The 20,041-nt window shown below is 62.1% G+C and carries 23 protein-coding genes; 9 read left to right on the top strand and 14 right to left on the bottom strand.

The window, feature by feature from the left end:
- Window positions 1-2 precede the first annotated feature (2 nt).
- Both ACVI9W_RS05650 and ACVI9W_RS05645 read right to left on the bottom strand, forming a co-directional pair.
- The gene (locus ACVI9W_RS05650; RefSeq protein ID WP_038613547.1) at window positions 3-368 is read right to left on the bottom strand and encodes a YbaN family protein; all 366 of its coding nucleotides are present in this window, start codon (window positions 366-368) and stop codon (window positions 3-5) included.
- A gap of 10 nt (window positions 369-378) precedes the next feature.
- Complete coding sequence (locus ACVI9W_RS05645; protein ID WP_038613545.1) at window positions 379-972, bottom strand: UPF0149 family protein; 594 nt, start codon at window positions 970-972, stop codon at window positions 379-381.
- A gap of 245 nt (window positions 973-1,217) precedes the next feature.
- Here ACVI9W_RS05645 and recQ point away from each other — a divergent pair, with 245 nt between their 5' ends.
- Both recQ and ACVI9W_RS05635 read left to right on the top strand, forming a co-directional pair.
- Window positions 1,218-3,353, top strand: coding sequence for a DNA helicase RecQ (gene recQ, locus ACVI9W_RS05640; RefSeq protein WP_461529429.1), 2,136 nt, complete (start codon window positions 1,218-1,220; stop codon window positions 3,351-3,353).
- Window positions 3,354-3,470: 117 nt separating this feature from the next.
- On the top strand, window positions 3,471-3,905 hold the full coding sequence (locus tag ACVI9W_RS05635) for a MarR family transcriptional regulator (RefSeq protein ID WP_038613540.1): 435 nt from the start codon (window positions 3,471-3,473) through the stop codon (window positions 3,903-3,905).
- A 6-nt stretch (window positions 3,906-3,911) separates the two neighbouring features.
- On the opposite strand, the gene ACVI9W_RS05630 is transcribed toward ACVI9W_RS05635, so the two are convergent.
- On the bottom strand, window positions 3,912-6,101 hold the full coding sequence (locus ACVI9W_RS05630; RefSeq protein WP_461529428.1) for a patatin-like phospholipase family protein: 2,190 nt from the start codon (window positions 6,099-6,101) through the stop codon (window positions 3,912-3,914).
- 69 nt (window positions 6,102-6,170) lie between these two features.
- Between ACVI9W_RS05630 and ACVI9W_RS05625 the strand changes: the two genes are divergently transcribed.
- Window positions 6,171-6,455 (top strand): Rdx family protein, encoded by a 285-nt coding sequence (locus tag ACVI9W_RS05625; RefSeq protein WP_191833054.1) that lies wholly within the window; start codon window positions 6,171-6,173, stop codon window positions 6,453-6,455.
- Window positions 6,456-6,461: 6 nt separating this feature from the next.
- Here ACVI9W_RS05625 and ACVI9W_RS05620 read toward each other — a convergent pair whose 3' ends face one another.
- Entirely contained in the window at window positions 6,462-7,346 is an 885-nt protein-coding gene (locus tag ACVI9W_RS05620) for a DMT family transporter (protein ID WP_461529427.1), read from the bottom strand.
- Window positions 7,347-7,480: 134 nt separating this feature from the next.
- A complete protein-coding gene (locus ACVI9W_RS05615) occupies window positions 7,481-8,245 on the bottom strand; it encodes an AraC family transcriptional regulator (protein ID WP_461529426.1) in 765 nt (254 codons plus the stop codon).
- A gap of 137 nt (window positions 8,246-8,382) precedes the next feature.
- Here ACVI9W_RS05615 and ACVI9W_RS05610 point away from each other — a divergent pair, with 137 nt between their 5' ends.
- The gene (locus tag ACVI9W_RS05610) at window positions 8,383-9,201 is read left to right on the top strand and encodes a UDP-2,3-diacylglucosamine diphosphatase (RefSeq protein ID WP_461529425.1); all 819 of its coding nucleotides are present in this window, start codon (window positions 8,383-8,385) and stop codon (window positions 9,199-9,201) included.
- 1 nt (window position 9,202) lies between these two features.
- Here the strand turns inward: ACVI9W_RS05610 and ACVI9W_RS05605 are convergent, their stop codons facing one another.
- Both ACVI9W_RS05605 and ACVI9W_RS05600 read right to left on the bottom strand, forming a co-directional pair.
- Window positions 9,203-9,796: an HD domain-containing protein gene (locus ACVI9W_RS05605; RefSeq protein ID WP_038613528.1), complete on the bottom strand. Its 594-nt coding sequence runs from the start codon at window positions 9,794-9,796 to the stop codon at window positions 9,203-9,205.
- Window positions 9,797-9,894: 98 nt separating this feature from the next.
- Window positions 9,895-10,206, bottom strand: coding sequence for an Mpo1-like protein (locus ACVI9W_RS05600; protein ID WP_038613526.1), 312 nt, complete (start codon window positions 10,204-10,206; stop codon window positions 9,895-9,897).
- A 160-nt stretch (window positions 10,207-10,366) separates the two neighbouring features.
- On the opposite strand from ACVI9W_RS05600, the gene ACVI9W_RS05595 reads away from it, so the two are divergent.
- The gene (locus tag ACVI9W_RS05595) at window positions 10,367-11,458 is read left to right on the top strand and encodes an AraC family transcriptional regulator (RefSeq protein ID WP_461529424.1); all 1,092 of its coding nucleotides are present in this window, start codon (window positions 10,367-10,369) and stop codon (window positions 11,456-11,458) included.
- Here ACVI9W_RS05595 and ACVI9W_RS05590 read toward each other — a convergent pair.
- Window positions 11,415-12,869: a TrkH family potassium uptake protein gene (locus tag ACVI9W_RS05590; RefSeq protein WP_038613522.1), complete on the bottom strand. Its 1,455-nt coding sequence runs from the start codon at window positions 12,867-12,869 to the stop codon at window positions 11,415-11,417. The genes ACVI9W_RS05595 and ACVI9W_RS05590 overlap by 44 nt on opposite strands.
- 100 nt (window positions 12,870-12,969) lie before the next feature.
- On the opposite strand from ACVI9W_RS05590, the gene ACVI9W_RS05585 reads away from it, so the two are divergent.
- On the top strand, window positions 12,970-13,524 hold the full coding sequence (locus ACVI9W_RS05585; protein ID WP_461529423.1) for an NAD(P)H nitroreductase: 555 nt from the start codon (window positions 12,970-12,972) through the stop codon (window positions 13,522-13,524).
- A gap of 84 nt (window positions 13,525-13,608) precedes the next feature.
- Here the strand turns inward: ACVI9W_RS05585 and ACVI9W_RS05580 are convergent, their stop codons facing one another.
- From ACVI9W_RS05580 to ACVI9W_RS05555, 6 genes are all read right to left on the bottom strand, one after another.
- The gene (locus ACVI9W_RS05580; protein ID WP_461529422.1) at window positions 13,609-14,928 is read right to left on the bottom strand and encodes a sensor histidine kinase; all 1,320 of its coding nucleotides are present in this window, start codon (window positions 14,926-14,928) and stop codon (window positions 13,609-13,611) included.
- A 66-nt stretch (window positions 14,929-14,994) separates the two neighbouring features.
- On the bottom strand, window positions 14,995-15,408 hold the full coding sequence (locus ACVI9W_RS05575) for a Spy/CpxP family protein refolding chaperone (protein ID WP_461529421.1): 414 nt from the start codon (window positions 15,406-15,408) through the stop codon (window positions 14,995-14,997).
- A 119-nt stretch (window positions 15,409-15,527) separates the two neighbouring features.
- Window positions 15,528-16,205: a response regulator transcription factor gene (locus tag ACVI9W_RS05570; RefSeq protein WP_038613514.1), complete on the bottom strand. Its 678-nt coding sequence runs from the start codon at window positions 16,203-16,205 to the stop codon at window positions 15,528-15,530.
- Between the two features lie 7 nt (window positions 16,206-16,212).
- On the bottom strand, window positions 16,213-16,617 hold the full coding sequence (locus ACVI9W_RS05565) for a translation initiation factor 2 (protein WP_038613512.1): 405 nt from the start codon (window positions 16,615-16,617) through the stop codon (window positions 16,213-16,215).
- Window positions 16,618-16,736: 119 nt separating this feature from the next.
- Window positions 16,737-17,036 carry a YciI family protein gene (locus tag ACVI9W_RS05560; protein ID WP_038613510.1) on the bottom strand — a complete coding sequence of 100 codons (300 nt, stop codon included), beginning with the start codon at window positions 17,034-17,036 and terminating at the stop codon, window positions 16,737-16,739.
- Window position 17,037: 1 nt separating this feature from the next.
- Window positions 17,038-17,634: a septation protein A gene (locus ACVI9W_RS05555; protein WP_461529420.1), complete on the bottom strand. Its 597-nt coding sequence runs from the start codon at window positions 17,632-17,634 to the stop codon at window positions 17,038-17,040.
- A gap of 66 nt (window positions 17,635-17,700) precedes the next feature.
- Between ACVI9W_RS05555 and ACVI9W_RS05550 the strand changes: the two genes are divergently transcribed.
- The 3 genes from ACVI9W_RS05550 (at window position 17,701) to ACVI9W_RS05540 (ending at window position 20,034) form a co-directional block, all read left to right on the top strand.
- Window positions 17,701-18,564 (top strand): PHP domain-containing protein, encoded by an 864-nt coding sequence (locus ACVI9W_RS05550; protein ID WP_038613506.1) that lies wholly within the window; start codon window positions 17,701-17,703, stop codon window positions 18,562-18,564.
- Between the two features lie 13 nt (window positions 18,565-18,577).
- Window positions 18,578-19,207, top strand: a complete 630-nt coding sequence (locus ACVI9W_RS05545; protein ID WP_461529419.1) for an L-threonylcarbamoyladenylate synthase — start codon at window positions 18,578-18,580, stop codon at window positions 19,205-19,207.
- A gap of 128 nt (window positions 19,208-19,335) precedes the next feature.
- Window positions 19,336-20,034: a segregation and condensation protein A gene (locus ACVI9W_RS05540; protein ID WP_167335151.1), complete on the top strand. Its 699-nt coding sequence runs from the start codon at window positions 19,336-19,338 to the stop codon at window positions 20,032-20,034.
- Window positions 20,035-20,041: the final 7 nt, after the last annotated feature.

Genomic DNA, 20,041 nt, shown 5'->3' with positions numbered 1-20,041 from the left:
GATCAGGACGGTCGACGCAGGGTCTTCTGCCGCAGGATGTAAATGCTGACCAGTACCGCACTGGTCAGCATGAATCCGCGCGCCCAGATCAACGGCACCAGGTAGCAGGACAGGCCAATGCTCAGCCACATCAAGGCAATCGCATAGACCTTGCCTTTGAGCGGGATGCCTTCACCACTGAGGTAGTCACGAATCCACGGCCCAAGCCGCGGGTGATTGACCAGCCAATGGTGAAAGCGCGGAGAGCTGCGGGCAAAACAGGCCGCTGCCAGAAGCAGAAAAGGAGTGGTCGGCAACACCGGCAGGAAGATGCCGATCACTCCCAGCGCGACGCTGAGCCAGCCGGTGGCCAGCAGCAGGTAGCGCATTGACGCCGACTCAGTGGTGGCGTGGCTTGAGCAATGCAGGTGCAGGTTTTTCGTCAGGCGCGTGCTGCAGCAGGTACAGCGCGGTCAGCGCTTCTGGAATCTGCACGATCATGTCGTCCATCAGGTTGGCGTCGCTGGCGATGTCGGCGAATTCAGGCTGTTCGTCGAACAGGCCGGAACCGACCATGATCGGCAGCAGCATCTCGCTGACTTCTTCCTCGGCGGTTTCGAACCAGGCTTCTTCGCGCATGAACACGCCTTCCATGAAGCCGATGCACCAGCCGCGCAGGTCGGAATCGTCCGGCTCATCGCCCAGGTCCAGGTCGCATGGCAGTTCGAATTCCTCGTCGCTGGCCAACTGACGGGCGATGTGCGCCTTGAGCTGGATCAGCGTGGCTTCGATCTCTTCACGCTGGGCGGCGTCCTTGTAATGCGGCTCTTCGGCGAACAGGGCGTCGATCCATTCGCGCTCGGGAACCACCTCGGTACCAATCGACAATGCAGTCAGGTAGCCGTGGGCGGCAACGTAGTCCAGCGCTTCTTCGTGCAGCTCGTCGGCGTCGAGGAAGGCTTGCAGGCGGTTCAATTGCTCGGCGAAGGACATTACAGGGCTACCTTGGGAATAAACGATGATCGAATTCTAGCATCTTGCGGCGCTTGCGAGGCAAAGATGACGCCTATCGCAGAGCGCCCTGTGCGAGGCGACGCTCGGGTATAATGCCCGGATTTTGTATCTGGCCATGCTGGAACGGCAGGTCAGGTAAAAGCCGCTTACGCATTTTCAGGTGTGGCGGGGAAGGTTTTCATCCAGCCTGTGGCCAGGATGGTTCTGCGATTTATGGAGTTTTTATGCTCGAACAGGCTCAGCGCGTCCTCAAGGACATCTTCGGCTACGACAGCTTTCGGGGACGCCAGGGGGCGATCATCGAATGCGTGGCCAAGGGTGGCGATGCGCTGGTACTGATGCCCACCGGGGGCGGCAAGTCCCTGTGCTTCCAGGTACCGGCGCTGTTGCGCCCGGGCCTGGCAGTGGTGGTGTCACCGCTGATCGCGCTGATGGAAGACCAGGTGGCAACCCTCGATGAACTGGGTGTGGCGGCCGCTTCGCTGAACTCGACCCTGAGCGCTGAGCAGCAGCGTGAGCTTGCCGGGCGCATTCGCCGTGGCGAAGTGAAGATGCTCTACCTGGCACCGGAACGCCTGGTGCAGCCGCGCATGCTGGATTTCCTGCGTACCCTGGATATCGCCTTGTTCGCGATCGACGAAGCCCACTGTGTATCGCAATGGGGTCACGACTTCCGTCCCGAGTACCTGCAACTGGGGCAACTGGCCGAGCTGTTCCCGCAGGTGCCACGTATTGCCCTGACCGCCACGGCGGACATGCGCACCCGCGAAGAAATCGTCACGCGCCTGCACCTGCAGAATGCCGAGCGTTTCCTGTCGAGCTTCGACCGGCCGAACATCTTCTACCGTATCGTGCCCAAGGAGCAGCCGCGCAAGCAGTTGCTGGCGTTCCTCAGTGAGCGTCGCGGCAACGCCGGTATTGTCTATTGCCTGTCACGCAAGAAAGTCGACGATGTCGCCGCCTACCTGTGCGACCAGGGTTTTCCGGCGCTGCCGTATCACGCCGGCCTGCCTGCCGAGACCCGCGCGTCGAACCAGCGCCGCTTCCTCAATGAGGAAGGCCTGATCATGGTCGCCACCATCGCCTTCGGCATGGGCATCGATAAACCCAACGTGCGCTTCGTTGCCCACCTGGACCTGCCCAAGTCGCTGGAAGCCTACTACCAGGAAACCGGTCGCGCCGGCCGCGATGGCCTGCCAGCCGATGCCTGGATGGCCTACGGGCTGCAGGACATGGTGATGCTCAAGCAGATGCTGCAAAACTCCGAGGGTGACGAGCGCCACAAGCGCATCGAGCAACACAAGCTCGACGCCATGCTCGCCCTTTGTGAAGAAACCCGCTGCCGCCGTCAGATCCTGCTCAACTATTTCGATGAAGAACTGCCGCAGCCTTGCGGGCATTGCGACAACTGCATCGATGGCGTGCAAACCTGGGACGCCACGGAACCTGCGCGCCAGGCCCTGTCGGCGGTGTACCGCACCGGTCAGCGCTACGGTGTCGGTCATCTGGTAGACGTCTTGCTGGGCAAGGACAACGAAAAAATCCGTAACTTCGGTCATGAAAAACTGGCGGTCTACGGCGTCGGCAAGGCCCGCTCCGAGGGCGAGTGGCGCTCGTTGTTCCGCCAGCTGGTCGCCCGCGGCCTGGCCGATATCGACCTGGAAGGTTATGGCGGCCTGCGCCTGTCCGACAGCTGCCGACCTTTGTTGCGAGGAGAAGTGAGCCTGGAGTTGCGCCGCGACCTCAAGCCGCAGACCAGCAGCAAAAGCAGCGGTAGCGGCGGCAGCCCGGCCAGTCAGCTGGTGCGTGGCGAGGAGCGCGAACAATGGGAAGCGCTGCGTGCGCTGCGGCGTAAGCTGGCCGAGGAGCATGGCGTGCCGCCTTACGTTATCTTCCCCGATTCGACCTTGCTGGAGATGCTGCGCAGCCAGCCGGGCAGCCTCAGCGAAATGGCCCAGGTCAGTGGCGTCGGTGCGCGCAAGCTGGAGCGCTACGGCGCGGCGTTCCTCGACGTACTGGGCGGTGCCGCCGAGGCGCCACCGCAGGTTGCCGACCTGCGCCACGAGCTCACCAGCCTGGCCCGTGCCGGCATGACCCCGGCGCAAATCGCCGGGCAGTTGAACTGCAGTGAAAAGAACGTCTACAGCATGCTCGCCGAGGCCATTGGCCGTCAGCAGCTGTCGCTGGAGCAGGCTCTGGACTTGCCGGAAGACCTGCTCGCCGAAGTGCAGGATGCTTTCCTTGATGGCGAGGGCGAATTACCCCCGGTATCGGCGATTGCCGAGCAGTTCGGTGCCCGTGTACCGGAAGGGGTTCTATACTGCGTTCGAGCGGCGTTAGCCGCTGAATTCGAGATGTAGACGGTGTTTTGTCATCTTTTATAACGATTGTCAGACAGATTGAACCGTGAGGAGCCTTGCCTGTTGCGCAGGAGCATGGTTAGCTGACTAATAATTAGTTCTGATGATGAGTTTTCTATGCCGTTGACCGATCACCACCGCTTCGGAATGCAGCTGGCCCAGATGTCGCGGGGCTGGCGTGCCGAACTGGACCGCCGCCTGGCCGGCCTCAATCTGTCCCAGGCCCGCTGGCTGGTGTTGCTGCACCTGGCCCGATTCGACGAGGCGCCGACCCAGCGCGAACTGGCCCAGAGTGTGGGTGTCGAGGGGCCAACCCTGGCGCGTTTGCTCGACAGCCTCGAGTCTCAGGGGCTGGTGCGGCGTCAGGCCGTAGTGGAAGATCGGCGGGCAAAAAAGATCCTCCTGTGCCCTCCGGCCAAACCCTTGATCGAGCAGATCGAAACCATTGCCAATGCCTTGCGCGTCGAACTCTTCACCGGTGTCGACGAAGAGGAGTTGCGCGTGTGCATGAAGGTCCACGCGCGCATCCTGGCCAACCTGGAAAAGTCCTGACCTGCCTCAGAAGGTGTGACCCAGGTTCAGGTACAACGCCTTCTGATTCTCACTGTTGGCCCCGTAACTGAAGTTCAGGGGGCCCAGCGGCGTCTCGAAACCGACGAAAACACTGGCGGCATTGATGTAGCCGCTGTCGAATTCGTTGTCATTGTTCCAGGCCCGCCCGCGCTCCAGCGAGCCACCCACGTACAGCGGGAAGTCCAGCGGCAGGTAGGCACGTGGTGTCAGCCGGCGGTAGTAGACCATGCGCATCAGGCTCATGTTCTGCCCGGACACCGAGTCCTGGCGAAAGCCTGACAGCTGGCGGGCGCCACCGAGCACAAAGCTTGAGGTCACCACCTCGGCGTCATCCAGCGTCCGGCCATACTGGGTGCCCAACACCCAAGTATTGGCGCCGCTGCTCAGGGCTTTGTCCAGTTTGAAGTTCCACTGCCGGTAACGCTGGTCGGAGCCCAGGTCCGGTTCGAACTGGCGCAGGGTCAGGCTGATGTCTTCCCCGCTGTGCGGGAAGTAGACGTTGTCCAGGGTGTCGAACGAATACTTCAGCTCATAGAAACCTTCGTTGAAACTGAAGTGCGGCAGATCCTGATCGCCAATACGTACTTCGGCATTGCCCCAGGCCTGGCCGACCCCGAAGCGTACTTCGCCGCTGTTACCGATCTGGCGCCCCAGGTTCAGGCCGAAGCCGTAACGTTCCAGGCGGTATTCGGCAATCGGGTCGTCGTCCAGCGTGGACTCGATGTTCTGCGAACCGAGGTCCAGATAAGGCGCGACGAAGTAGCGTGAGCCGGCATCCAGCGGTTGATAGAACTCGCTGTACAGCTCTTGCTGATCGCCGATCTGTGCTCGGGTCAACCACTCGCCGCCCAGCTCGTTGATACCGTTGACCCGATAGCTGGCGCCAATGTTGAAGGCGCTGTCGCCGCGCAAGTCATCCGACAGGTTCAGGCCCAGGCGCAGGTAGTCGGTGCCACCGCGGCGACCGCGCGCGTTGATCACCAGGGTGTTGTCGCTGCCCTTGTGCACCACCCGGTATTGAACCCGGTCGAAGTAGTCCAGGCCGTACAGGGTACCCATGTCGGTCTGCAGGCGCCCCAGCTCCAGGGGTTCGCCGATCGGCTGGCGAATGTAGAAGCGGATAACGTCGTCGCTGACCTTCGAGTCGTTCTCGATCCTGATGGCAGTAATGACCGGCGTGCGCTGGCTCGGCGAGCGCGCGACATTCAGTTCGGCATCGCTGCTGTCGGGGCGTTTGAGTGCGGCCAGGCGCGGGTCCAGGGCTCGGGCGGCGCGGTAGCCGGCATCGATCATTTCCTCGGCACGGCCAAAATCGGTGACGCCGAAACTGGCCAGCGGCGGCTGGATCAGGATGTCGTCGCGGTGCAGTTGGGCCAGTTGCTCCTCGGAGTTGCGTCGGGTCATCAGGGTGATCGACTGGTTGAGTACATCGACCACGGTTGCCAACTGCTTGCGATCACGCAGCGGTGAGCCAATGTCGACCACAATCGCTACATCCACACCCATCTCGCGGGCGACATCAAGGGGGATGTTGTCGACCATGCCGCCATCGACCAGCAGCCGGCCATCCAGATCGACCGGGGCGAATACGGCGGGAATCGACATGCTGGCGCGAATCACCTGGGGCAGGTGACCGCGGCGGAACACGACCTTTTCGCCACTGGCGATGTCGGTGGCCACCGCGCGGAACGGGATCGGCAGCTTGTCGAAGTCGCGGGTATCGCTGGTGTGGGCCAACAGGCTTTCCAGCAACAGGGCCAGGTTCTGCCCCTGGATCACCCCCAGCGGCAAGCCGAGGCTGCCGTCGTCGCGGAAACTGAGCTTCTGCTTGACCAGGAAGTCGCGGTCATCCTGCTTGCGCCGGAACGGCACGTCCTTGCGCGGTGGCGCATCGGAGAGTGCCTGTTGCCAGTCGATGCCGAGGGCGAGCTTTTCCAGCTCGTCGACCTTGTAGCCGGAGGCATACAGGCCACCGATCACCGCACCCATGCTGGTGCCGGCTATGGCATCGACCTTGATGCCTTGCTCTTCCAGGGCTTTGAGCACACCGATATGGGCCAGGCCACGGGCGGCACCGCCAGACAGCACCAGGCCGATTTTCGGTCGTGGTGGTTCGGCGGCCAGGAGTGGGAAGGAAACGACGATCAGCAACAGACTCAACAGCAAACGGTGCATCTTGGCTCTCGGAGCTAAGGCTAAAGACCGCTAGTATAAGCGCCCCCGCCTGTCAGGAGTCTGTCACCCATGAATGCCCATAAAGCCGAAGTTGTCATTACCTATTGCACCCAGTGCCAGTGGCTGCTGCGTGCCGCCTGGCTGGCCCAGGAACTGCTCAGCACATTCAGTGACGACCTCGCCCGGGTGGCCCTTGAGCCCGCCACAGGCGGAACCTTCCGCATCACTTGCGACGGTGTGCAGATCTGGGAGCGCAAGGCCGATGGTGGCTTCCCCGAAGCCAAGGTGCTCAAGCAGCGCGTACGCGACCAGATCGATCCGCAGCGCGACCTGGGTCACAGCGACCGTCCGTGATCGGCCTCAGCCTTCGGCGGTAGCCGCCTTGCTGACCTGGTTGCTGGCGGCCAGGCGACTGGAGATGACGATGGCGAGGATGATCAGCGCGCCACCGAAGAGCATGCGCGGGGTCGGCGCTTCGGCGAAGATCAACCAGGCCAGGGCAATGCCGTAGACCGGCTCCAGAGCGAACACCACCGCCGCAGTGCGCGCTTTGATCACTGCCAGGCTGGCGACGAAAAGGCTGTGGGCAACACCGGTGCAGAACACACCGAGCAAGCCGATCCACAGCCAGTCCATTGCCGCGACTTCGGTCAGCGCCGGCGCAGCGGCCGGCAACAGGCACAAAGCGACCACCGCGTTCTGGCACAACGCCGCTTGCACGGCCGGAATGCGGGCGCTGGACGCCCGGTTGGTCAAGGACAACAACGAAAACAGCAAGCCTGACAGCAAGGACCAGAGCAGGCCACCGGTGGCCTGGCTGGCCAGATCGAAGTCGGGGGTGACCAACACCAGACCGATGCTTACCAGCAGTACCAGGATGATTTCGTTGCTGCGAACCCGCTCACGAAACAGCAGGCCTTCAAGGATTACGGTGAAGGCCGGAAAGCTGGCAAAGCCCAGGGTGGCAATTGCCACGCCGGCGACTTTGACGGCAATGAAAAAGCTCACCCAGTGCCCGGCCAGCAACACGCCTCCCAGCAGCAGACGCCGCCAGTCCTGAGCTTGCAGCGGTTGCCAGGCTTTCTGCGCAAAACGGGCAAACAGGCCGAGCGCCAGTACGGCGAAGACTGCGCGGCCGAAAACGATGATCGACGGTGCCGCCTGGGCCAGTTTGCCGAAGACGCCAGTCAGGCCGAAGAACAGCGCGCCGATATGCAAGGCGCCGAGGGCGGTGCGATGGTTCATGGTGATCCCTTGAGACAATGATATCGCGGGGCAAGCCCGCTCCCACAGGTCGATGTAAGGCCGGTGGGAGCGGGCTTGCCCCGCGATAAAAGTGTAAGAGGACAATGCCCTCGGTGTCTGTCGCGTTCCTCGCGTCAGTTGTCGCCAGACTCGCGGCGCAGTGCCCGAGGCGCGCGGCCAAACGTTTTGAGCATGGCGGCGGAGAAGGCGCTCTGCGAGCTGTAGCCGACCCGGCTGGCGATTTCGCCGATGGCCAGGTCCGTCTCGGCCAGCAACCTGTGCGCTTTGAGCAACCGGCGTTGGCGGATGTAGTCCATGGGCGTCATCGACGCTTCGGCGATGAAGCGCGCATGCAAGCGAGCACTGGAAAGCCCGGCCAGACAGGCCAGGTCGGCAACCTGCAACGGGTAAGCGGCATTTTGCTCGATGTAGGCGTCGAAGCTGGCAAAGGGCAGTTGCTTCTGTACGCAGACCGGGTCTGGTGCGTTGCTCAGGCTGGCCAGCAGCAACACTGCGCCCTGTTGGGCAATCAGCGGGTTGTCCACCGGGCCGGCCGCCAGCCAGTCGACCAGTTGCTGCTGGTGGTTGTTCAGCATCAGCGAACCGCGGTGTTCCAGCAACCGCTGGCTAGCCGCGGCCTGTTCGCCCAGGCTGCGTTCGAGCCAGGCGTCACCCGGCACATCAAAGACCAGGCAATGGCTGCCACTGACACTGCCGCAGGTATGGTGGGCACCACCCGGCACCACAATCAAACCCTGACGCTCGATCCGCGCGCCGCGACCGTCAAGTTCGAAGTCCAGTTGCCCACGCAAGCCGAACACCAGTTGCGGATGCTCATGGCTGTGGGCTATCAGGTCGTGTGTGTAGTGACGCAGGGAGAGAATCGAGCCGCTGCTCATTGCCGTGTCCTCCGGGCAGTGGCCGCAGTGTACAGGGTCAGGCAAGGCGCCGGGGGTGTCATCAGATCGACGTGTTTTCGTCACATTCGTTTCATTGCCCGCTGGCACGCTCGGCAAAACTGCCCCGGAGCCAGCCCATGAGCCATGCCGAGCTAGTCAAACCCTCGCGTAAGCAACGTGTGCGCACCTTATGGATTTCAGACGTGCACCTGGGAACGCGCGATTGCCAGGCCGAGCACTTGTCGCAGTTCCTCAAGGGCTATCAGGCCGATCAGATCTACTTGGTCGGCGACATCATCGATGGTTGGAAGCTGCGCAGCGGCATGTACTGGCCGCAGGCGCACAGCAACGTTATCCGCCGCTTGCTGACCATGAGCAAGCGCGGCACCGAGGTGATCTACGTCACCGGCAATCACGACGAATTCCTGCGGCGTTACTCCAAGCTGGTGCTGGGCAATATCCGCCTGGTCGATCAGGCCGAGCACCTGACCGCCGATGGCCGGCGCCTGCTGGTGATTCACGGCGACCAGTTCGATGTGATCACCCGTTACCACCGCTGGCTGGCTTTTCTCGGCGATTCAGCCTACGAAATCACCCTGACCCTCAACCGCTGGCTCAACCATTGGCGTGCCCGTTATGGCTATGGTTACTGGTCGTTGTCGGCGTACCTCAAGCACAAGGTCAAGACCGCAGTCAGCTTCATCAGTGATTTCGAAGAGGCGATTGCCCATGAGTGCGTCAAGCGTGGCTTTCATGGCGTGGTCTGCGGGCACATTCACCATGCCGAAATCCGCAAGGTCGGCGAAGTCGACTATTTGAACTGTGGTGACTGGGTCGAGTCATGCACGGCGCTGATCGAGCATTGGGACGGCAGCATCGAGTTGTACCGTCTGGCCGACGCCCAGGCGCGCGAGGCGCAGCGTCTGGCCGATGTGCAATGGCTCGAGCCGCGTTGACTCAGGCGTCCGCGCTCAACGATTGCAGTGCGGCCTTGTAGATCGACTGGCGCGGCTGGGCGAACAAGCGCTTGAGCATGGGCTCGAAAAAACTCAGCGGCAGGCTGTCGTAGCCGGGGTCGAAGGCAGCGGCATCGTAGCGGGCACAGAATTCGATGGTCTGCTGATACTGCGGATGCGCCTGGAATTGCTCGCGCAGGTGCCGGTCCATGCCCAGGTGGTGGAAGAAATAGTAGCCCTGGAACACACCATGCTTTTCCACCATCCACAGGTTTTCCGGGCTGACGAAAGGCTTGAGGATGGCGGCAGCGATATCGGCGTGGTTGTAGCTGCCCAGGGTGTCGCCGATATCGTGAAGCAGGGCGCAGATCACGTATTCCTCGTCACGTCCGTCGCGCCAGGCGCGGGTGGCGGTTTGCAGCGAATGGCTGAGGCGATCGATGGGGAAACCGCCGAAATCACCATCGAGCAGGCGCAGGTGAGCAAGGATCCGTTCGGCAAGCTGGCTGGCGTAGGCCCGAAAATCACTGGCGATGATCGCCCAGTCCTGCTGGGTGCCATCCTGCATGTGGGTGAAGCGGGCCTGCTGGTTCATCGGCGTTCCGGGTGTAGGGGCTGTGCAACCCACTCTACCGTTACCGTCTGTCGGGGCAGTGGCCGCTGAGGACGCGTTTCTGGCCTTGCAGGCCGAAATCAGAACGTTATTTTGCCGCGCAACATGTCGCGGTACATGGCGAAATCACCAATGAGGCTGTAGAGCGGGTGTTTGAAGGTGGCGGGGCGGTTTTTCTCGTAAAAGAAATGGCCGACCCAGGCAAATCCGTAGCCGGCAAACGGCAGCGCCAACAATACCGCCCACTTGCCACTGCCCAGGGTGTAGGCGAGCAGGGCGATGACCAGGGTGGTACCGACGAAGTGCAGGCGTCGGCACGTCGGGTTGCTGTGCTCTTGCAGGTAATACGGGTAGAACTCGGAAAAACTGCGAAATGGCTGATCTCTGTTCACGGCCCAGCTCCTGAAGCGCTCGATACTGATGAAGATAGACGGCGTGGAGCCTGAACTGAGTCTAGAGTGAGTTAAATTGTCAGACAGTGACAATAAGCGCCAATTGAGTATCCTTTGAGTTCGCCGCAGGAGCGGTCAGTTCGAACATAAGAAGCCAGCCATGAGCGAGAGAACCACGTCAGCAAGCTGGGCATCAGGGATCGTCAAGGCACTCGAGCTGGAAGGGCTGGATTGCCGTGCCATGTTCAAACAACTCGGCCTGGATTTCGCCGCGCTGGACGACCCCGACGCACGCTTTACCCAAGACTCCATGACCCGTCTGTGGCAATTGGCGGTCGATCTTTCCGGCAACCAGGCCATTGGCCTGAACATGGCCCGGGTAGTCCGTCCGGCGTCATTCCATGTGGTCGGTTACGCCTTGATGTCGAGCCGCACCCTGGCCGAAGGGTTCGAGCGCCTGGTGCGCTACCAGCGCATCATTGCCGAAAGTTCCGATCTGAGCTTCCGTCTGGAACCGGACGGTTACGCATTGATCCTCACCGTTCACGGCGATCATCTACCGCCCACCCGGCACAGCGCCGAAGCCTCGCTGGCGTGTGCGTTGTCGTTGTGCAGCTGGCTCAGCGGGCGGGTGATACAACCTCGGCGGGTGTTGATCCAGGGGCCGCAGCCACAGGATGTGACGCCCTACAAAACTGCCTTTCATGCGCCGCTGGTGTTTGGCGCTGCCTTCGATGCGCTGGTGTTCGAACGTGCCGACATGGAAGCACCACTGCCGACCGCCAACGAAGCCATGGCCACCTTGCATGATCGCTTTGCCGGTGAGTACCTGGCGCGATTTTCCGAAAGCCGGGTAACCCATCGGGCCCGCCAGGTGCTGTGTCGGGTGTTGCCCCAGGGTGAACCCAAACGCGAGACAGTGGCTCAGGCCCTGCATCTTTCCCAGCGCACCTTGCAGCGACGTCTGCAGGAAGAGGGCACCAGTTTTCAGACCCTGCTCGACGATACCCGCCGGGAGCTTGCCGAGCAGTACCTGGCGCAGCCCAACATGACCCTGCTGGAAACTGCGTATTTGCTGGGGTTTGCCGATCCGAGCAACTTTTTCCGGGCGTTTCGCCGCTGGTTCGATGCCACCCCCGGCGAGTACCGGACACGGATGGGGGCCAGTGCAGTGGCCCCGTCGTGTGCAGAGGGCGACGAAGCCTCGGTCAGTGACGCCAGAACGCCGGCATACACAGCACCAGCACCGTAATGATCTCCAGGCGTCCGAGCAGCATGCCGGCCGCCAGGATCCACTTCGCCGCATCCGGCAGGGTGGCGAAGTTACCGGCCGGGCCAATGGTTTCACCCAGGCCCGGGCCGACGCCGGAGACCGTGCTGGCTGCGCCGGTCAACGCGGTCATCCAGTCCACACCCAGCAACGACAGCAGCAAGGCGATGATGCAGATGGTGATGGCGAAGAAGAACGAGAACGTCAGAATCGAGCGGACAATTTCTTCATCCAGACGGTGGCCGTTGTATTTTTGCTTGATCACCGCCCGCGGGTGAATCAGCTGATTAAGGTTGGCCTTGAGCAGGATGTAAGCCACCTGGAAGCGGAAGATCTTGATCCCGCCGGCAGTCGAGCCGGAACACCCACCGACAAAGCCCAGGTAGAAGAACAGCATCAGCGAGAAGTTGCCCCACAGGCTGTAGTCGCCCAGGGCAAAGCCGGTGGTGGTCACTACCGAGGTGACGTTCAGTGCCACGTGGCGCAAGGCATCCAGCCAGTGCAGGTCGGTGGTGGCCCAGTACCAGGTGCCGAGCACCAGCCAGGTGGCCAGTAGCATGGCCAGCAGGCCCTGGACCTGCTGGTCCTTGATCAATGCCTTGCGGTTACCCCGCAGGGTGGCCACGTAGAGCGCGAAGGGCATACTGCCGAGGATCATCACCACCACCGCAACCCAGTGCACCGCGGGCTGGTCCCATTTGGCCAGGGACTGGTCGGAGGTGGAGAAACCACCGGTGGAGATTGCCGACATGGCATGGTTGATCGCGTCGAACACGTTCATGCCCGCCAGCCAGAACGCCACGCCGCCCAGGGCGGTAAAGCCGACGTACACCGCAACGATCGACTTGGCGACCATGTGCGAACGCGGCATGACTTTTTCGGAGCGGTCCGAGGATTCAGTCTGGAACAGGCGCATACCACCGATGCGCAGCAGCGGCAGAATCGCCACGGCCATGGCGATAAAACCAATGCCGCCGAGCCAGTGCAGCAGCGAGCGCCACATCAGGATACCTGGCGACATGTTGTCCAGGCCGCTGAGCACCGTAGCGCCGGTCGCAGTGATGCCGGACATGCTTTCGAAGAAGGCGTCGGTGTAGCTGATGTGCTGGGTCAGCAGAAACGGCAGGGCCGCGAAGATGCACACCACCAGCCAGCTGCTGACCGTCAGCAGGTACATGTCCCGCGGGCGCAGGTGCACATGTTCCGGGCGCCCCTGGATAACCAGGGCCAGGCCGGCGACAAAGGTGATCATGCTGGCCCAGAGAAACGACGGCAGGTCGCCGGTACGGTCGAAGATCACCAGGGTGGCCATCGGCACGACCATGCTGATCGCCAGGGTGATCAGGAAGATGCCGATGATGAAACCAATGATCCTTAAGGTCGGCAACGCCATGTGATCTGCTCTGACTCGTAAACGAAGGGCGCCATTCTACCTATGGACCTTTTTAAGTAAACGCTAGAATAGCTGCACATTTCTCTTTAGGGGGTAGCCGATGGAGGCTCTCGACGCATTGCTCAACCGTGTTTCCGTACCACGCCTGGTGGAACCCGCGCCCAATGCTGCACAGCGCGAGGGTCTGTTTCAGGCCGCGTTGCGGGCGCCAGATCATGGCCAGTTGCGGCCTTGGCGCTTTTTGACGGTCGAGGGTGAGGGGCGTGAAAAGCTGGGCGCACTGCTGGCCGAAGCGGTGAAAATTGAAGGTGACGCCAGTGAGGCGGCTCTGGACAAGGCCCGGGCCATGCCATTGCGTGCGCCGTTGCTGGTGGTGGTGATTGCGCGTTTGCAGGATCACTTCAAAGTGCCAGCCTCGGAACAGCGTCTGGCTGCGGGCTGTGCTGCGCATGGCATTCTGCTCGCGGCTCATGCCCAGGGCATCGGTGCAGTCTGGCGTACCGGGGATCTGGCATACAGCAAGCATGTGGCCAAGGGCTTGGGGCTGGCGGATAACGAAGAGATCATTGCCTTCCTGTACCTGGGGACGCCGCTGAACGAGCCGCGTACGGCGCCGGTGCTGGCCACGGCTGATTTCGTTACGGCCTGGGGCTGACCGGCCTTATCGCGGGGCAAGCCCGCTCCCACCGGCTCTACATCGCCCTGTGGGAGCGGGCTTGCCCCGCGATGCGATTCCAGGTCAGGTACTCATTAACTCCAGCCTGGCAACAAACCCGCCCTGCGGGTGATTCTCCAGCGTCAGACTCCCACCATGGCGCTCCGCCGCCTTGCGCGCAATGGCCAGCCCCAGGCCATGGCCTGCAGCGCTCTGTCCCGGTGCTCGGAAGAACGGCTTGCCCAATTGCGCCAGGTGTTCTTCAGCCACCCCCGGCCCATGATCGCGCACGCTAAGCACGATGCGCTCGTTGTCCCGTACCGCAGTGATTTCGATCGGTTGCCCGGGTGGATTGAAGCGCAGGGCATTGCGCAGCAGGTTGTCCAGCGCTCGCTCGATAAGGGTTGGCCAGCCTTGCAGGCTCAGCCCGTTTTCGTGATGCAGCAGAATTTGCTGCTCCGGCGCGCTGTGCTGGGCATCCTTGTGCACCGACTGCAGCACCGCATCGAGGTCCACCGGCTCTGCACGCGCCTGTTCGGCATCGACCCGTGCCAACACCAGGATTTCACTGATCAACGCCTCCAGGCGGTCACATTCACGGGTCAGGCGTGGCCACAGCGCCTGGCGCTGTTCCGGCTCGGCCCGTTCCGCCAGGGCCAGGGCGATGCGCAAGCGGGCCAGCGGTGAACGCAGTTCATGGGAGACATCGCGCAACAGCTGGCGCTGGCTGCCGATCAGACTCTGCAGGCGCGAGCCCATGCGGTTGAAGTCATTGGCCAGTACCCCGAACTCGTCGCGGCGGTTGGCCAGGCGTGCCAGGCTGTTCTGTTGATAGGTGGTCTGCCCAAGGTCATGCACCGCACCACGCAGGCGGCTCAGTGGCCGGGTGATGGAGAGCGTCACAAACAGGCTGAACAAGGTCAGTACCACCAGGGCAATACCCAGCGCACTCAACGGCCAAAGCAGGCTGTCGCGGTGCCAGGCGTCCAGCTCCGGGTGTGGAATACGGTAGATCAGCAGGTAGGTTTCGCCACTCTCGGGGCTGGTGTACTCCTCGGTCAGGCGCCGCCAGGGCAGGCGTCGGTCGTCGTTGTGCCGACGCGCCTCGAAGGCTGCCGCACGGCGCGGGAAGGTGCCCGGAACCACGGCTTCGCCGCTGTCGTTGAGTACCTGTACGTCAATGTTGTAATGGCGTTTGCGTCTTTCCAGAAAGTGCTGTGCCGAATCCGGCCCTTGCTGTTCGTAGCGCTGGGTCCATTTCTGCGCCAGGGTATTGAGGCCCGGGTGACGGCTGAGGATCCAGGCATCCTGGTTCAACATGTGCCCGAGCAGGATCGACAGGCCTGCGACCAGGGCAATGGCCAGCCAGAAACTGGCCAGGATGCGCCAGAACAATGAACGCAAGGGAGGCTCCTTCAACGACAAAAAGCCCGGCCTGCACAAGGGCAGGCCGGGTGGGTGGCTGACAGCTTACTGAGCCTTGGTGGCTTTTTCAGCTTTCCAGGCTTTGAACTCGTCCCATTCGGCGCGGCGTTGCTCCTGCTCTTTCGTCAGCTCATCGAATTTCTTCTGCTGATCAGGCTTGAGCAGGGCGCGGATCTCGGCCTGGGTCTTGTCCTTCTTGGCTTTGAGCTCGTCTTTCAGGGCTTTCTGATCCGCTGCCGGGAGTTTTTCCAGGTAGCTTTGGGTGATTTCCTGACGGCTCTTCATCTGCTCGCCCATCAGTTTGCCGATCTGCTGACGCTGTTCGCGGCTCAGGTCCAGCTGGGCGAAAGGCGCTCCACCGCGGTGGTGATCGCCGTGGCGCGGGCCGCCTTCTGGCATGGCCATGGCGACGGTCGGCAGTGCGGCAGCGAACATCAGGGCGATAAGGGTCTTGCGCATGGTGTCTCTCCTTTCTGGGGACGGTGATTACCGGATGAGCCCAGTTTAGGGAGATCAAGGTCAGCGGCGGTCAGGCAAGGGTAAAGCTTAGGTAAAGATGGCCGGGCGCCGTGCTGACATTACAGGCTGTAGTAATAGCCGCGGCTGCGCAGGGCAACGATGCGCGGGCGGCCGTCAGGGTGCGGGCCGATTTTTTTGCGCAGGTTGCTGACGTGCATGTCCAGGCTGCGGTCATACAGGGTCAGCTTGCGGCCCAGGGCGATCTGCGCCAGCTCCTGTTTGTCCAGCGGTTCGCCCGGCTGCTTGAGCAGGGCTTCGAGAATGCGGCTTTCGGAGAGAGTCAGGGTCAGTTCATGTTCGTCGATACTGACCACGCCGCGGGCCGGACTGAAGCACAAATCACCGATTTCGATCTGGCTGGGCGTGGCGTTGGGGTGGCTGCGCCGCAGCACTGCACGCAGGCGCGCGGTGAGCTCGCGCGGGTCGCAGGGTTTGGCCAGGTAATCGTCGGCGCCCAGTTCAAGACCAAGAATGCGGTCCAGCGGCTCGCCGCGGGCCGAGAGCATCAGCACCGGCAGTTCGGCATGCTCGCTGCGCAGTTGCTTGAGCAGCTCCAGGCCGCTGCCATCGGGCAGCATCACGTCCAGTACCACTGCTGCCGGGGCCTGCTCGGCCAGGGCCTTGCGCGCGCTCTGGCCGTCGTGGCAGGCACGAACCACGAAACCTTCCTGGGTCAGCCAGCTGCCGAGCAGCTCGCAGAGTTCCTGGTCATCATCAATCAGTAACAGCTCGCTCATGACTCACTCAATTCAACCATTGCCGACGCTTTCTGTGTCCGCCGCTGGCAAAGATACCGCAGAGTGCCGCCAAGAGGGCAACTGCACCACCAATCACAAACCATTGTTGCTGGTCGGTGATCAGCCGTTCCGGGGCATTGGCCTGAAGTTCCTTGAGCGTCAGCTTGAGACGCTGGTTCTCCTGGCGCAGGCGGGTGAGCTGGGCGCTTTCGCGTTCGCTGTCGGCGTTGTGCAGTTGCTGGGTCAGCGCTTCGCGCAGGCGCTCGCTTTCCTGCAGACGCTGCTGCAACTCGGTGATCTGGCTGCCGGCACTGAGCGACAGCGGGGTGCTGGAGGCGCTGGATTCTTCGGCCTGGGCGAGCGGGGTCAGCAACAACAGGCACAGCAGCAGGGACAACGGACCTTGACGCATGGGGACTCCTGATTCTTGTCGATTCAGCAGGTTGTCGGCTGGCAGACGAGAATAATGAGCAGTAGCGTCAGTAAAAGGCGGGAGTGCGGTGCGCACAGTGGCGCACCGCGTGCAGCGGCTTACGGCAGGACTTGCTTGAACGGCTTGACGATGACGTTGGCATACACGCCAGCGGCAATGTACGGGTCGGCATCGGCCCAGGTTTGCGCCGCGGCCAGGGAGTCGAACTCGGCGACGATCAGGCTGCCAGTGAAGCCGGCGGCGCCTGGGTCGTTGCTGTCGATGGCCGGATGCGGGCCGGCCAGCACCACGCGACCTTGTTCCTTGAGTTGCTGCAGGCGTTCGATATGCGCCGGGCGGGCGGCCAGGCGTTTTTCCAGGGACTCGGCAACGTCGGTAGCGATGATGGCGTAGAGCATGTCAATCCTCAGACTTGGGAGTGGTGGGGTCGCTGTCGTGCAGGTGGCGGGACAGGTAGACACCCTGGCCCACCAGGAACAGTACGGTCATGCCCAGGCTGCCGAACACCTTGAAGTCGACCCAGATGTCCTGGAAGGTGAAGGCGACGAACAGGTTGGCAGCGCCGCAGAACAGGAAAAACGCGATCCAGGCGACGTTCAGACGGGTCCAGACACCCTCCGGCAGGCTGATGGCATGGCCCATGATGCGTTTGATCAGCACCCGGTCACCGATGAAGTGGCTACCGGTGAATGCCAGGGCAAACAGCCAATTGACCACCGGCGCTTTCCATTTGAGGAAGGTTTCGCTGTGGAAGGCCAAGGTCAGACCGCCGAACACCAGGCAGGCGAGCAGAGTCAGCCATTGGCCTTTTTCCAGCTTGCGTTGGTGAATGAACAGTGCGCCGTAGACCACCACCGAGCTGATGATCAGCATCGCCGTGGCGCTGAAGATACCTCCGACTTCGAAGCTGTGACCGGCAAATTCGACGGCGCGAGGATCGAGCTTGAAGACGATGAAGAACAGGAGCAGCGGGATGAAATCGATGAATTGTTTCACAGTGGCAGCCAGAAGCAGGATGTGACGGCATAATAACAAACATCAATGACAGCGAAAGCGCCACCTATGAATGTTGATCTGCACTGCCACAGTACGGCCTCCGATGGCGCCCTGTCGCCGACGGCACTGGTCGCCCGGGCCCATGAGCACGGCGTGCGGATGCTCTCGCTGACTGACCACGACACTCTTGAAGGCCAACTTGAGGCCCGCGCCGCTGCACAGGCGCTGGACATGCAGTGGGTCAGCGGGATCGAGTTGTCGTGCACCTGGGGCGGCGCGACCATCCATGTATTGGGCTACAACTTTGCCCTGGACGCCGCGCCTTTGCTCGACGCCGTCGAGTCATTGCATCGCGGGCGCTGGTTGCGCTCTGAAGAAATCGACCGGCGGTTGGCAGCCAAAGGCATGCCGGGCGCGCTGGAGGGCGCACGGGCCATCCAGCAGGAGCTGGGCGACAGCGGCAACGCCCCGGCACGCCCGCACTTTGCCGAGTTCCTGGTGCGTGCAGGCCACGTCAAAGACCGCGCCGAGGCCTTTCGCAAGTGGTTGGGCGCCGGCAAGCTGGGTGACGTCAAGCTGCACTGGCCAACCCTCGACGAGACCGTGGAAACCCTGCGCAAATCCAATGCCTGGGTCAGCCTGGCGCACCCGATGCACTATGAATTAACACGCAGCAAGCGCCGCCGGCTGATTGCCGACTATATTCAAGCAGGCGGCCAGGCGCTGGAAGTGGTCAACGGCATGATGCCGGCCGAACAGGTGGGCACCATGTCCATCCTGGCCCGTGAATTCGGCCTGCTGGCCAGTGCCGGCAGTGACTTCCATGGCCCTGGCACCTGGGGTGAGATCGGTGCTTACCGGCCATTGCCAGAGGACCTGCCACCTTTGTGGCGTCGATTCAAACATGAACAGCCAAACGCGGCCGTCTGAACAGGAAGAGAATGTGAGTCAGTTTTTCCAGATTCATGCGGAAAACCCGCAAGCGCGCCTGATCAAGCAGGCGGTCGAAATCATTCGCAAGGGGGGCGTGGTTGTCTATCCCACCGATTCCTCCTACGCGCTGGGTTGTCAGATTGGTGACAAAAACGCCGTGGAGCGGGTCCGTCGCCTGCGACAACTGGACAAGAACCACAACTTCACGCTGATTTGCTGCGACCTGTCGCAAATGGGCCTGTTCGCCAAGATCGATACGGGGATCTTCCGGCTGCTCAAGGCGCACATTCCTGGCCCCTACACCTTCATTCTCAACGGCACCCGCGAAGTGCCGCGGCTGCTGCTGCACGAAAAACGCCGCACGATTGGCTTGCGTGTGCCGCAGAACCCGATTTTGCTCGCATTGCTCGAAGAGCTTGGCGAGCCGCTGATGAGCGTCAGCCTGATCCTGCCGGGCGATGAAGAGCCCATGACAGATCCTTATGAAATTCGCGAACGCCTGGAGAAGCAGGTAGACCTGATCATCGACGGCGGCTACGGCGACCTCAAGGCGTCCACCGTGGTCGACTTGAGTGGCGATGAACCTGAGGTGATCCGTGTCGGTTGCGGTGATCCGGCACCGTTCCTGGTTGAAGCGTGAGCCAGGCATCCAGCACCGGGCCGAACAGCGATCCGCAAGCAGGCGCCCAGCAGGAACTGCCACTGGTGTTGGTCTATGGCGAGGCCATGACCGAAATGCCGGTGGACCTGTACATTCCACCGGACGCCCTGGAAGTGTTCCTCGAAGCCTTCGAGGGGCCGCTGGACCTGTTGCTCTACCTGATCCGCAAGCAGAACGTCGACATCCTCGATATCCCCGTGGCCGAGATCACCCGTCAGTACATGGGCTATGTCGAGTTGATGAAGACCGTGCGCCTGGAGCTGGCGGCCGAGTATCTGGTGATGGCGGCGATGCTGGCGGAGATCAAGTCGCGCATGCTCTTGCCGCGATCGGCCGAGATCGAGGAAGAGGAGGGTGACCCGCGCGCCGAGCTGATTCGCCGCCTGCAGGAGTACGAGCGCTTCAAGGCTGCGGCCGAGGGCATTGACGGTCTTAGCCGGGTCGGGCGCGAGATTATCGTGCCGCGCCTCGATGCGCCCCAGGCCAAGGCGCGCAAACTGTTGCCGGAAGTCAGCCTGGAAGAGTTGCTGATGTCGATGGCCGAGGTGCTGCGCCGTGGCGACCTGTTCGAAAGTCACCAGATCAGCCGTGAGGCGTTATCGACCCGCGAGCGCATGAGTGAAGTGCTCGAACGCCTCAAGGGTGGCGGCTTTGTGCCGTTCGTCGAGCTGTTTACTGCCGAGGAAGGCAAACTGGGCGTGGTGGTGACCTTCATGGCAATTCTTGAACTGGTGAAGGAATCCTTGATCGAACTGGTGCAAAATGAGCCCTTCGCGCCGATCCACGTCCGCGCCCGGGCTGAGTGACAACGAG

The sequence above is a fragment of the Pseudomonas sp. 210_17 TE3656 genome, from assembly GCF_054821965.1.
Note: the sequence above shows the minus strand (reverse complement) of the source record. Positions and strands in the feature narration are given on the sequence as shown.

Bases quoted from the DNA above. Each gene is read 5' to 3' on its own strand.
- ACVI9W_RS05620 (WP_461529427.1), bottom strand. From the start codon at position 7,346: ATGAACCATCGCACCGCCCTCGGCGCCTTGCATATCGGCGCGCTGTTC.
- ACVI9W_RS05610 (WP_461529425.1), top strand. From the start codon at position 8,383: ATGAGCCATGCCGAGCTAGTCAAACCCTCGCGTAAGCAACGTGTGCGC.
- ACVI9W_RS05650 (WP_038613547.1), bottom strand. From the start codon at position 368: ATGCGCTACCTGCTGCTGGCCACCGGCTGGCTCAGCGTCGCGCTGGGA.
- ACVI9W_RS05625 (WP_191833054.1), top strand. From the start codon at position 6,171: ATGAATGCCCATAAAGCCGAAGTTGTCATTACCTATTGCACCCAGTGC.
- ACVI9W_RS05635 (WP_038613540.1), top strand. From the start codon at position 3,471: ATGCCGTTGACCGATCACCACCGCTTCGGAATGCAGCTGGCCCAGATG.
- ACVI9W_RS05575 (WP_461529421.1), bottom strand. From the start codon at position 15,408: ATGCGCAAGACCCTTATCGCCCTGATGTTCGCTGCCGCACTGCCGACC.
- ACVI9W_RS05565 (WP_038613512.1), bottom strand. From the start codon at position 16,617: ATGCGTCAAGGTCCGTTGTCCCTGCTGCTGTGCCTGTTGTTGCTGACC.
- ACVI9W_RS05570 (WP_038613514.1), bottom strand. From the start codon at position 16,205: ATGAGCGAGCTGTTACTGATTGATGATGACCAGGAACTCTGCGAGCTG.
- ACVI9W_RS05630 (WP_461529428.1), bottom strand. From the start codon at position 6,101: ATGCACCGTTTGCTGTTGAGTCTGTTGCTGATCGTCGTTTCCTTCCCA.
- ACVI9W_RS05590 (WP_038613522.1), bottom strand. From the start codon at position 12,869: ATGGCGTTGCCGACCTTAAGGATCATTGGTTTCATCATCGGCATCTTC.
- ACVI9W_RS05585 (WP_461529423.1), top strand. From the start codon at position 12,970: ATGGAGGCTCTCGACGCATTGCTCAACCGTGTTTCCGTACCACGCCTG.
- ACVI9W_RS05595 (WP_461529424.1), top strand. From the start codon at position 10,367: ATGAGCGAGAGAACCACGTCAGCAAGCTGGGCATCAGGGATCGTCAAG.
- ACVI9W_RS05645 (WP_038613545.1), bottom strand. From the start codon at position 972: ATGTCCTTCGCCGAGCAATTGAACCGCCTGCAAGCCTTCCTCGACGCC.
- recQ (WP_461529429.1), top strand. From the start codon at position 1,218: ATGCTCGAACAGGCTCAGCGCGTCCTCAAGGACATCTTCGGCTACGAC.
- ACVI9W_RS05605 (WP_038613528.1), bottom strand. From the start codon at position 9,796: ATGAACCAGCAGGCCCGCTTCACCCACATGCAGGATGGCACCCAGCAG.
- ACVI9W_RS05615 (WP_461529426.1), bottom strand. From the start codon at position 8,245: ATGAGCAGCGGCTCGATTCTCTCCCTGCGTCACTACACACACGACCTG.
- ACVI9W_RS05550 (WP_038613506.1), top strand. From the start codon at position 17,701: ATGAATGTTGATCTGCACTGCCACAGTACGGCCTCCGATGGCGCCCTG.
- ACVI9W_RS05560 (WP_038613510.1), bottom strand. From the start codon at position 17,036: ATGCTCTACGCCATCATCGCTACCGACGTTGCCGAGTCCCTGGAAAAA.